The 11109-nt window shown below is 72.3% G+C and carries 10 protein-coding genes and 1 pseudogene; 10 read left to right on the top strand and 1 reads right to left on the bottom strand.

The window, feature by feature from the left end:
- From C1I97_RS21490 to cimA, 9 genes and pseudogenes are all read left to right on the top strand, one after another.
- A pseudogene (locus tag C1I97_RS21490) lies at positions 1-334 on the top strand (GNAT family N-acetyltransferase); the annotation flags it as partial.
- Positions 335-613: 279 nt separating this feature from the next.
- Entirely contained in the window at positions 614-745 is a 132-nt protein-coding gene (locus tag C1I97_RS41615) for a hypothetical protein (protein ID WP_107428693.1), read from the top strand.
- Positions 746-838: 93 nt separating this feature from the next.
- Positions 839-1882 (top strand): 3-isopropylmalate dehydrogenase, encoded by a 1044-nt coding sequence (locus C1I97_RS21480; RefSeq protein ID WP_111004851.1) that lies wholly within the window; start codon positions 839-841, stop codon positions 1880-1882.
- A gap of 247 nt (positions 1883-2129) precedes the next feature.
- Positions 2130-3218, top strand: coding sequence for a branched-chain amino acid aminotransferase (locus C1I97_RS21475; protein ID WP_111004850.1), 1089 nt, complete (start codon positions 2130-2132; stop codon positions 3216-3218).
- A gap of 192 nt (positions 3219-3410) precedes the next feature.
- Positions 3411-4094 (top strand): urease subunit gamma, encoded by a 684-nt coding sequence (gene ureA / locus C1I97_RS21470; protein WP_111004849.1) that lies wholly within the window; start codon positions 3411-3413, stop codon positions 4092-4094.
- Positions 4091-5779, top strand: a complete 1689-nt coding sequence (locus tag C1I97_RS21465; protein WP_111004848.1) for an urease subunit alpha — start codon at positions 4091-4093, stop codon at positions 5777-5779. The genes ureA and C1I97_RS21465 overlap by 4 nt, the downstream gene beginning before the upstream one ends.
- A 29-nt stretch (positions 5780-5808) precedes the next feature.
- Complete coding sequence (locus tag C1I97_RS21460; RefSeq protein WP_111004847.1) at positions 5809-6849, top strand: agmatine deiminase family protein; 1041 nt, start codon at positions 5809-5811, stop codon at positions 6847-6849.
- Positions 6850-6869: 20 nt separating this feature from the next.
- Complete coding sequence (locus tag C1I97_RS21455; protein WP_111004846.1) at positions 6870-7490, top strand: TetR/AcrR family transcriptional regulator; 621 nt, start codon at positions 6870-6872, stop codon at positions 7488-7490.
- 358 nt (positions 7491-7848) lie between these two features.
- Positions 7849-9453, top strand: coding sequence for a citramalate synthase (gene cimA / locus C1I97_RS21450; RefSeq protein WP_111004845.1), 1605 nt, complete (start codon positions 7849-7851; stop codon positions 9451-9453).
- Positions 9454-9489: 36 nt separating this feature from the next.
- Here cimA and C1I97_RS21445 read toward each other — a convergent pair whose 3' ends face one another.
- Positions 9490-10095 (bottom strand): GOLPH3/VPS74 family protein, encoded by a 606-nt coding sequence (locus C1I97_RS21445; RefSeq protein ID WP_111004844.1) that lies wholly within the window; start codon positions 10093-10095, stop codon positions 9490-9492.
- 91 nt (positions 10096-10186) lie between these two features.
- Here C1I97_RS21445 and C1I97_RS21440 point away from each other — a divergent pair.
- A partial coding sequence (locus C1I97_RS21440) for a hypothetical protein (protein ID WP_111004852.1) occupies positions 10187-11109 on the top strand: 923 nt, incomplete at its 3' end.

Genomic DNA, 11109 nt, shown 5'->3' with positions numbered 1-11109 from the left:
GGTGCGGTACCGGGGGCGGTGGGCGCGGGTCGGCTACGTCGAGGCCGTCGCCGTCCGGCGCGACGTACGGCGGACCGGGATCGGCGGCCGGATCATGGCCGCGCTGGAGGGCGTCATCACGCGCGCCTACGACTTCGGCGCGCTGGCCGCGAGCGACGAGGGCGCGCCGCTGTACGCGGCGCGCGGCTGGCGTGTGTGGGCCGGGCAGCTGCATGCGCTCGGACCGGACGGTGTGGTGCGGCTGGCCGAGGAGGAGGGCTGCACGTACGTGTGGCCCGCCGTCGAACCCGCCGCCGAGCTGCTCTTCGACTGGCGTGACGGGGACGTCCTCTGACCCGTCCGAGTCTGTTCGGTTCGGAAGAAACCGCAGGTCAGCGGCGTGTGACTCAATCCACCGTCTCAGATAGTAGGAAGTCCGAGTAATTGTGGAGACAGGCGCCCGCTCCTCACTTAGCTTTGTAGAAGCCGAACGTCTCGCTCGATCAAGCGAATGGCGGTCGTGAGCCGGGCCCCGTGCAGGATACCCCTGCGGCACCGCTCCCCGCCCTTTCCGGCATCCCGTAACCCTCTTGCACCCTCCGCACTCCACGTGTGCCGAAGGAGTCGATGCCCCATGGCCGCAACCGCCGTCCGCCGCCGTGTCCGCCACACCTCCCGTGCGAGCGAGTCCGACCGCAAGAACGCCGCCGCCGCCCTCCAGCGCGCCCTCGACCGCCGCGACAACGGCGGCGAGACCGGACACTGAGCCGTACCCCGTCCGCCGCCGCCCTCCTCCGCCCGGGCGTCCACATCGCGGACGCGGTGTGTCATCTCATGGGACGAGGAGTAGGGTGCCGGCATGTCTCGCAGCATCAATCTCGCAGTGATCCCCGGTGACGGCATCGGCCAGGAGGTCGTGGCCGAGGGCCTGAAGGTCCTGTCCGCCGTCCTCCCGCAGGATGTGAAGCTGGAGACCAAGGAGTACGACTTCGGCGCCCGGCGCTACCACGCCACCGGTGAGACCCTCACCGACGCCGACCTGGAGCGGCTGAGGCAGCACGACGCCATCCTGCTCGGCGCGATCGGCGACCCGTCGGTGCCCTCCGGCGTCCTGGAGCGCGGCTTCCTGCTCAAGCTCCGCTTCGCCTTCGACCACCACGTCAACCTGCGGCCGTCGAAGCTCCTCCCCGGTGTCGCCACCCCGCTCGCCGGCGACCCGCAGATCGACTTCGTCGTCGTCCGCGAGGGCACCGAGGGCCCCTACACGGGCAACGGCGGCACCATCCGCAAGGGCACCGAGCACGAGGTCGCCACCGAGGTCTCCGTCAACACGGCCTACGGTGTCGAGCGCGTGGTCCGCGACGCCTTCGCCCGCGCCCAGGCCCGCCCGCGCAAGAAGCTCACGCTGGTCCACAAGAACAACGTGCTGACCTTCGCGGGCCACCTGTGGACGAACATCTTCAACAAGGTGGCCGAGGAGTACCCCGAGGTCACCACCGAGTACATCCACGTCGACGCCGCCACGATCTACCTGGTCACCCAGCCCGAGCGGTTCGACGTCATCGTCACCGACAACCTCTTCGGCGACATCATCACCGACCTCGCCGCGGCCGTCTCCGGCGGCATCGGCGTCGCCGCGAGCGGGAACATCAACCCCTCCGGCGCGTTCCCGTCCATGTTCGAGCCCGTCCACGGCTCGGCCCCGGACATCGCGGGCCAGGGCAAGGCCGACCCCACCGCCACGGTCCTGTCCGTCGCCCTGCTGCTGCGCCACCTCGGCCACGAGGCCGAGGCGACCCGGATCGAGGACGCCGTCTCCGCCGACCTCGCGGAGCGCGGCACGCTGCCCGAGCGCAGCACCTCCGAGATCGGCGACGCGCTCCGCGTACGAGTAGCGGGCTGACCCGGCCACCCACTCGAAAATCTTCGAAGCCGTCGGGTCGCATCCGCGCCCGGCGGCTTCCCCCTGTCCGCCGCCGGGTGCCACCATCGATCCCTGGGCCGCTTTCACCCTGTTTTCCTTACGCTGTCGGCGCCGCGCGATAATCGAACGCGGAGCCGCGACACGAGGGAATGCTCGCACGTCCTAGCACCGGCCGTGCGGGCGTGAGCGCGGCCCGTCACTACAACCCGGTGAAGGACACTCACTCATGACGACGCCCACGATCGAGCTCAAGCCCTCGGCCCATCCGCTCTCCGACGCGGAGCGCGAGGCGATCCTGGCCAACCCCGGGTTCGGCCGCCACTTCACCGACCACATGGTGACGATCAGGTGGACGGAAGGCCGGGGCTGGCACGACGGCCAGCTCGTTCCGTACGCGCCGATCTCCCTCGACCCCGCCACGCACGTCCTGCACTACGCGCAGGAGATCTTCGAGGGCCTGAAGGCCTACCGCCGGCCCGACGGCTCGGTCGCCACCTTCCGCCCGGAGAGGAACGCCCTGCGCTTCCAGGCCTCCGCCCGCCGGCTGGCCATGCCCGAGCTGCCCGTGGAGACGTTCATCGAGGCCTGTGACCTCCTGGTCCAGCAGGACAAGGCGTGGGTGCCGGCGCACGGCGGCGAGGAGTCCCTCTACCTGCGCCCGTTCATGATCTCCACCGAGGTCGGGCTGGGCGTCAAGCCCGCCAACGAGTACCTGTTCCTCGTGATCGCCTCCCCGGCCGGCGCGTACTTCCCCGGCGGTGTGAAGCCGGTCTCCATCTGGGCCTCCGAGGACCGCGTCCGCGCCGTCCCGGGCGGCACGGGCGACGCCAAGACGGGCGGCAACTACGCGGCCTCCCTGCTCGCCCAGGCCGAGGCCGCCGCCAAGGGCTGCGACCAGGTCTGCTACCTCGACGCCGTGGAGCACAAGTGGGTCGAGGAACTCGGCGGCATGAACCTGTACTTCGTCTACGGCGACAGGATCGTCACCCCGTCCCTCAGCGGCTCGATCCTGGAGGGCGTCACCCGTGACTCGCTGCTGACGGTCGCCCGCGACCTCGGTTACGAGGCCGAGGAGGCCCGCGTCTCCATCGACCAGTGGCAGCGCGACTCCGAGAACAGCACGCTGACCGAGGTCTTCGCCTGCGGCACGGCCGCCGTGATCACCCCGGTCGGCACCGTCAAGCGCGCTGGCGCCGAGTGGCAGCAGTCGGGCGGCGAGCCCGGCGAGGTCACACTGAGACTGCGCCAGGCCCTGCTGGACATCCAGCGCGGCGTCACCGAGGACGAGCACGGCTGGATGCACAAGCTCGGCTGAGGCTTCCCGTCCCACGTCTGGGGCCGCCGCGGACCTCTCGTCCGCGGCGGCCCCGACGCGTTTCCGGCCGGCCGTCCAAGGGTTGGAGCACTGTTCAATGTGACGTGATCACAAGACGCCGAATCCTTCCCATGCGCGTCCCTCATGTTTAGAGTGCTGTTCTAAAAGAGGAAGGCAAGGAGGTGTCGCGGCGTGCGACTGACGCCCAGCGAGCGTGACCGGCTGCTGCTGTTCACGGCCGCCGAGCTGGCCCGGGCCCGCAGGGCCCGCGGGCTGCGGCTCAACGTGCCGGAGGCCACCGCCCTGATCGCCGACACGGTCTGCGAGGCCGCCCGCGACGGCGCCCGGCTCGCCGAGGCGATCGAGCGCGCCCGCGCGGTGCTCGGCCCCGAGGACGTCCTGCCCGGTGTCGCGGACGTGGTCACCGAGGTGCACGTCGAGGCCGTGTTCGACGACGGCTCGCGGCTCGCGGTGGTCTCCGACCCCCTCGCGGGCGGTTCCCTGGGCGACCGGGGTCCGGGCGCGCTGCTGCCCGGACCCCGGCACGCCGAGCCGGAGGCGACCGTGCGGATCACGGTCACCAACACCACGACCGTGCCCGTCTCCGTCACCTCCCACTTCCACTTCTTCGAGGCCAACCCGCGCCTCGACTTCCCGCGCGCACGGGCGTACGGCATGCGGCTCGCCGTGCCCGCCGGGTCCTCCGTGCGGTTCGGGCCGGGGGAGAGCGCCGAGGTCGGCCTCGTGCCGATCGGCGGCGAGCGCGTCGCGACCGGCTTCGCCGGGCTGGTCGACGGGCCCCTGGACGCGCCGGGCGCCCGGGAGGAGGCCCTGCGCCGGGCCGCCGCCTGCGGATATCTGGGAGCACAGCGATGAGCGTCGACCCGTACGCGTACGCCGCCACCCACGGCCCCCGCGCCGGCGACCGCATCCGCCTCGGCGACTCCGGGCTGGTGGTGCGGGTCGAGTCCGACGCGCAGAGGTACGGCGACGAGTTCCTGGCCGGATTCGGCAAGACCGCCCGCGACGGGCTGCACCTCAAGGCGGCCGCGGTGCGCGAGACCTGCGACGTGGTGATCAGCAACGTCGTCGTGATCGACGCCGTGCAGGGCATCCGGAAGGTGTCCATCGGCATCCGCGAGGGCCGCATCCACGCCATCGGGCGGGCCGGGAACCCCGACACCCTCGACGGCGTCGACGTGGTCGTCGGCACCGGCACGTCCATCGTGTCCGGCGAGGGGCTGATCGCCACCGCCGGTGCCGTCGACACCCATGTGCACCTGCTGTCGCCGCGCATCATGGAGGCCTCGCTCGCCTCCGGTGTGACCACCGTCATCGGCCAGGAGTTCGGGCCGGTGTGGGGCGTGGGCGTCAACTCGCCCTGGGCGCTGCGGCACGCGTTCGACGCCTTCGACGCCTGGCCGGTCAACATCGGCTTCCTGGGCCGGGGTTCGTCGTCCTCGCAAGCTCCCCTGACCGAGGCCCTCGCCGAGGGCGGCGCGTGCGGCTTCAAGGTCCACGAGGACATGGGCGCCCACACAAGGGCGCTGGACACCGCTCTGCGGGTCGCCGAGGAACACGACGTCCAAGTGGCCCTGCACAGCGACGGGCTGAACGAGTGCCTGTCGGTCGAGGACACCCTGCGCGTCCTGGAGGGCCGGACGGTCCACGCCTTCCACATCGAGGGCTGCGGCGGCGGACACGTTCCCAACGTGCTGAAGATGGCCGGAGTCGCGAACGTCATCGGCTCCTCCACCAACCCCACCTTGCCCTTCGGCCGGGACGCGGTCGCCGAGCACTACGGCATGATCGTCTCCGTCCACGACCTGAAGACCGACCTGCCCGGCGACGCCGCCATGGCCCGCGACCGCATCCGCGCCGGAACCATGGGCGCCGAGGACGTGCTGCACGACCTGGGCGCCATCGGCATCACCTCCTCCGACGCCCAGGGCATGGGCCGGGCCGGCGAGACCGTACGCCGCACCTTCGCGATGGCCGGGAAGATGAAGGCCGAGCTGGGCCCGGTGGACGGGGACGGCCCGGACGACGACAACGCGCGCGTGCTGCGCTACATCGCCAAGCTGACGATCAACCCGGCCATCGCCCACGGGCTTTCGCACGAGGTCGGCTCGATCGAGACCGGCAGGCTGGCCGACATCGTGCTGTGGCGCCCCGAGTTCTTCGGCGCCAAGCCGCAGCTCGTCCTCAAGGCGGGCTTCCCGGCGTACGGCGTGGTGGGCGACCCCAACGCCGCCACCGACACCTGCGAACCCCTGGTCCTGGGGCCGCAGTTCGGCGCGCACGGCGCCACCCCGGCCGAGATCTCGGTGGCGTTCGTCGCCCGGGCCGCCGTGGACCAGGGCAACGACCGCATGCCCACCCGGCGGCGCAGGGTCGCCGTGCGCGACACCCGCGGCATCGGCCCCGCCGACCTGCGCCTGAACTCCCGTACCGGATCCGTCGAGGTCGACCAGCGCACCGGCCTGGTCACCCTCGACGGCGCCCCGATCCGCTCCGAGCCCGCCGACTCGGTCTCCCTCAACCGCCTGTACTTCCTCTGACCTCCGTGACCTCTGCGAGGACCGCCGACATGACCACCCCCGCCGCCGACGGCTTCCGCATGCCCGCCGAGTGGGCGCCGCACGAGCGCACCTGGATGGCGTGGCCGGGCCCCAACCCGACCTTCGACACCCCCGACGACCTCGCCGCCTCCCGCGCCGCCTGGGCGTCGGTCGCCCGCGCCGTCCGCCGCTTCGAACCGGTGACCGTGGTCTGCGGCCCCGGCCAGTCGGCCGAGGCCCGCAGCCTGCTGGGCGAGGACGTCGACACCGTCGAACGCGACCTCGACGACGCCTGGATGCGCGACATCGGTCCCACCTTCCTCACCGACGGCAGGGGCGGACTCGCCGCCGTCGACTGGACGTTCAACGGCTGGGGCGCCCAGGACTGGGCCCGCTGGGAGCACGACGCGAAGATCGCCGCGTATGTCTCGGACCTCGCGGGGGCGAGGACGTACGCCTCGCAACTCGTCAACGAGGGCGGCGGCATCCACGTCGACGGCGAGGGCACGGTCCTGCTGACCGAGACCGTGCAGCTCGGCCCCGAGCGCAACCCGCACTGGACGAAGGAGCAGGCCGAGGCGGAGATCCACGCCCACCTCGGCACCAGCAGGGCCATCTGGCTCCCGCGCGGCCTGACCGCCGACTATCCCCCGGACGGCTACGGCACCCTCGGGCACGTCGACATCGTCGCCGCCTTCGCCCGCCCGGGTGTCGTCGTCGCCCACCACCAGCCGGACCCGGCCCACCCCGACCACGAGGTCACCAAGGAGGTCATCGGCGTCCTGAAGTCGGCGACGGACGCCCGGGGGCGCCGCCTGGAGGTGGTCGAGGTCCCCGCCCCCACCGCCTTGGAGGCCGACGGCCGCTGGGCCGACTACTCCTACATCAACCACTACCTCTGCAACGGCGGCGTCGTCCTCTGCGCCTTCGACGACCCCCGCGACGAGATCGCGGCCGGCGTCTTCCGCCGCCTCTTCCCCGACCGGACGGTGACCCTGGTGGACGCCCGTACGATCTTCTCCGGTGGCGGTGGCATCCACTGCATCACCCAGCAGCAGCCGAAGGTCTGACCCCGTACGAGGAGGCGCGGATGACCGGTGCGGCACGGACGCGCAGGAACGCGCCGCCGCGCGAGAAGGTCCTCGCCGCCGCCATGGAGATGATCGCCGAGCGCGGTCTGGAGAAGCTCACCATGGCGGCGCTCGGGCGTGCGGTCGGGATGAGCAGCGGCCATCTGCTGTACTACTTCCGCTCCAAGGACGAACTCCTCCTGCAGACGCTGGAGTGGAGCGAGAGCCGGCTCGGGGCCGAGCGCGGGCGGCTGCTGACCCGCGGCGCCCCGGCCCGCGAGCGGCTCGACGCCTACGTCGGCCTGTACGTCCCCGACGGCCACCGCGACCCGCACTGGACGCTGTGGCTGGAGGTGTGGAACCGCTCGCCGGCCGCCGGCGAGGACGCCCGCGACCGGCAGGCCGCCATCGAGGGCGCCTGGCACCGGGACCTGGCCGCCCTGGTCGCCGAGGGCGTCTCGCGCGGCGAGTTCCGCCCGGTCGACGCCGATCGCTTCGCCGCCCGGCTGCGCGCCCTGCTCGACGGCTTCTCCATCCACGTGGCGATCGGCCTGCGCGGCACCGACCGGGAACAGGTCCTGCGCCATGTAAGGGAGTTCCTCGACGACTCCCTGGGCCGGCCCGAGCACGCGGACACGTGACGAACGGCACCCACGGTGCCCCGGACGTGTCGTACATCACCTGAGATGTCCGACGTGACGCCCGCATTCTGAGACGCTGTGCCCAGGACGCCGGACTTGTGCCACACTTCCCCCGTGCTCTCGTTCGCCACGATTATTGGCAGCAGGCGCGCCGGTCCGCAGTGACCGCCACGTACGACCAGGTACGGGCGGACACCGTCGTCCTCGACCCGCGCGCAGACCTCTCGCACCCGCGAGAGGTTTTTCGTTTTCCTGGCCCACCCGCAGCCGGGATCGCAGCGCGAGGGACCATTGGGGGGACGGTGGAGCCGGTCATTGACGGTAAGACCGAGATTGCTGAATCAGGAGCCTTGAGACCATGACCGCAACCAGCCGGCCCGACGACTCGTTCCACGTCTTCGACACGACCCTGCGCGACGGCGCCCAGCGCGAGGGCATCAACCTCACGGTCGCCGACAAGCTGGCCATCGCCCGGCACCTGGACGACTTCGGCGTGGGCTTCATCGAGGGCGGCTGGCCCGGCGCCAACCCGCGGGACACCGAGTTCTTCGCCCGCGCCCGGCAGGAGATCGACTTCAAGCACGCCCGGCTCGTCGCCTTCGGCTCCACCCGCCGGGCCGGCGGCAGGGCGGCGGACGACCACCAGGTCAAGGCGCTCCTGGACTCCGGCGCCGAGGTGATCACCCTGGTCGCCAAGTCGCACGACCGGCACGTGGAGCTGGCCCTGCGCACCACCCTGGAGGAGAACCTGGAGATGGTCCGCGACACCGTCTCCCACCTGCGCTCCCAGGGCCGCCGCGTCTTCGTCGACTGCGAGCACTTCTTCGACGGCTACCGGGCCAACCCCGAGTACGCCAAGGCCGTCGTACGGGCCGCCGCCGAGGCCGGCGCGGACGTGGTGATCCTCTGCGACACCAACGGCGGCATGCTGCCCGCCCAGGTCAACGCGGTCGTCTCCACCGTCCTCGCGGACACCGGCGCCCGCCTCGGCATCCACGCCCAGGACGACACCGGCTGCGCGGTCGCCAACACCCTCGCCGCCGTCGACGCGGGCGCCACCCACGTGCAGTGCACCGCCAACGGCTACGGCGAGCGCGTCGGCAACGCCAACCTCTTCCCGGTCGTGGCGGCCCTGGAGCTGAAGTACGGCAAGCGGGTGCTGCCCGAGGGCCGGCTGCGCGAGATGACCCGCATCTCGCACGCCATCGCCGAGGTCGTCAACCTCACGCCCTCCACCCACCAGCCCTATGTGGGTGTTTCCGCCTTCGCCCACAAGGCCGGCCTGCACGCCTCCGCGATCAAGGTCGACCCGGACCTGTACCAGCACATCGACCCCGAGCAGGTCGGCAACACCATGCGCATGCTGGTCTCCGACATGGCGGGCCGCGCGTCCATCGAGCTCAAGGGCAAGGAACTCGGCATCGACCTCGGCGGCGACCGCGAGCTGGTCGGCCGGGTGGTCGAGCGGGTCAAGGAGCGCGAGCTCAAGGGCTACACCTACGAGGCGGCCGACGCGAGCTTCGAACTGCTGCTGCGTGCCGAGGCCGAGGGCAGGCCGCTGAAGTACTTCGACGTCGAGTCCTGGCGGGCCATCGTCGAGGACCGCCCCGACGGCACCCACGCGAACGAGGCCACCGTCAAGCTGTGGGCCAAGAGCGAGCGCATCGTCGCCACCGCCGAGGGCAACGGCCCGGTCAACGCCCTCGACCGCGCCCTGCGCGTGGCCCTGGAGAGGATCTACCCCCAGCTGGCCTCCCTCGGCCTGGTCGACTACAAGGTCCGCATCCTGGAGGGCAAGCACGGCACCTCCTCCACCACCCGCGTGCTCATCTCCACCTCGGACGGCCAGGGCGAGTGGTCCACGGTGGGCGTGGCCGAGAACGTGATCGCCGCCTCCTGGCAGGCCCTGGAGGACGCGTACACCTACGGCCTGCTGCGCGCCGGCGTGGAACCGGCGCGGTAGCCGGACGGACGCCGCCGCCGGCCGGCCCGCCGGCCGTCAGGGGGCGCGCCAGATGTTGTCGAAGGCGACGTTCTCGATGCGCCGCCGCTGCCGTACGGCCTCCAGTTCCGTCACCGCGTCGTTGACGGCGGCCAGCACGGTCACCAGGGCGTCGTCGTCCGGGGCGGCGAGTTCCTCACCGGGTTCGGTCCCGATGCCCACGGCGGCTGCCAGTCCGGCGATGACGGAGTCGTGGGCGGCCCAGCGTTCGGCCGCCGCGCGCCGCTCCGGCGAGTCGACGGGCGTCGTCCGGCCGCCGCGGGCGGGCATCCAGCGGTGCCGCCGCCCGGTGAGGTGCCCGTCCGCCTCCAGCGCGTCGATGTAGGCCACGGCCAGGCCCTCGCCCCGGCGCCACAGCCAGTCCTCGACGGACTCGTACGGCGGCCGCTCCCTGAGCGCCGCCCCGGCCTGGTCCAGGAGGCGGTCCCCCGCGTCCCGCCGGGGGACGGGCACGATGCGGTCGCCGTCCAGGGTGACGGCCCCGGCGGCGAGGAGGTCGACCAGCTCGGCGCCCGCCAGGGCGAGCGACAGGTCGCCCTGCTCGACGGGGCGGCTGGACGGCACGTCCAGGCTGAGGATCAACAGGTCCCGCGATGTGGTCATGCACCCGACGATACGGCCACCAGGAGCCACCGGCCCGGTCCTGCGTCGGCTGCGCATGACCCTTTTCGAACAGTTCGGGTAGCTTCGAAGGATGAAGGCCGTCGCCCTGACCCGAGCTTCTGTGCGACTGCTGGTGGCGCTCGCGGTCGCCGTCGTGGCCGTTCTGTCGACGGGCGTCCCCCGCGCGGCGGCGACCACCGGCATCTCGGCGGTCGCCGAAGCACTCCGCAGGGGCCCCGTGTACGTCGACCCGGCCGCGTCCGCCCAGCTGTCGCCGGCCGAAGCGGCCGCGCTCAGCCGTCGGATCAAGGACGCGGACAAACCCCTGTTCGTCGCGGTCCTGCCCGCCGGCTATCCGACGCGGAACCTGTTCACCGACCTGCGCACCGCAACCGGCATCACCGGCGCGTACGCCGTGCGCCTGGGCGACCGCTTCGACGCCCGCGCCGACGCCTCGGTGCTGTCGCGCACCGCCGTGCGGAACCTCGTCACCAGCGTCCAGGGCGAGGACGCGAAGACGCAGCTCACGGACTTCACCGACCGGGCCCTGGCCAACATGGGCGGCTCGGCTCCCGCGAGCTGGGGCGGCACCGGGGCCGGCGGCACGGGGTCCACCACCGCTCTGATCACCACGGGCGCGGTCCTGGTGGCGGGCGGTGTGGGTGCGTACGCCCTGGTCCGGCGTGGCCGGAGCCGCCGGGTGGCGGAGCAGCGGGCCGCGCTGGAGAAGCTGAGGGTCGTCGTGGACGAGGACATCACCGCCTTCGGCGAGGAACTCGACCGCCTCGACTTCCACCCGGCGGAGGCCGGCGCGGACGACGCCATGCGCGCGGACTACGAGCGGACGCTGGACGCCTACGAGCAAGCCAAGCAGTACATGGCCGACGCCCGCAGGCCGGAGGACGTGCGGGCGGTCACCGAGGCCCTGGAGGACGGCCGCTTCTCGCTCGCCCAGCTGGCCGCCCGCCGTGAGGGCCGCCCCCTGCCCGAACGCCGCCCGCACGTCCTCCGGCC

The sequence above is a fragment of the Streptomyces sp. NTH33 genome, from assembly GCF_003236365.1.
GTDB lineage: Bacteria > Actinomycetota > Actinomycetes > Streptomycetales > Streptomycetaceae > Streptomyces.
This window is presented reverse-complemented; position numbering and strand designations above follow the sequence as displayed.

Bases quoted from the DNA above. Each gene is read 5' to 3' on its own strand.
- C1I97_RS41615 (WP_107428693.1), top strand. From the start codon at position 614: ATGGCCGCAACCGCCGTCCGCCGCCGTGTCCGCCACACCTCCCGTGCG.
- C1I97_RS21480 (WP_111004851.1), top strand. From the start codon at position 839: ATGTCTCGCAGCATCAATCTCGCAGTGATCCCCGGTGACGGCATCGGC.
- C1I97_RS21475 (WP_111004850.1), top strand. From the start codon at position 2,130: ATGACGACGCCCACGATCGAGCTCAAGCCCTCGGCCCATCCGCTCTCC.
- C1I97_RS21465 (WP_111004848.1), top strand. From the start codon at position 4,091: ATGAGCGTCGACCCGTACGCGTACGCCGCCACCCACGGCCCCCGCGCC.
- C1I97_RS21460 (WP_111004847.1), top strand. From the start codon at position 5,809: ATGACCACCCCCGCCGCCGACGGCTTCCGCATGCCCGCCGAGTGGGCG.
- C1I97_RS21455 (WP_111004846.1), top strand. From the start codon at position 6,870: ATGACCGGTGCGGCACGGACGCGCAGGAACGCGCCGCCGCGCGAGAAG.
- cimA (WP_111004845.1), top strand. From the start codon at position 7,849: ATGACCGCAACCAGCCGGCCCGACGACTCGTTCCACGTCTTCGACACG.
- C1I97_RS21445 (WP_111004844.1), bottom strand. From the start codon at position 10,095: ATGACCACATCGCGGGACCTGTTGATCCTCAGCCTGGACGTGCCGTCC.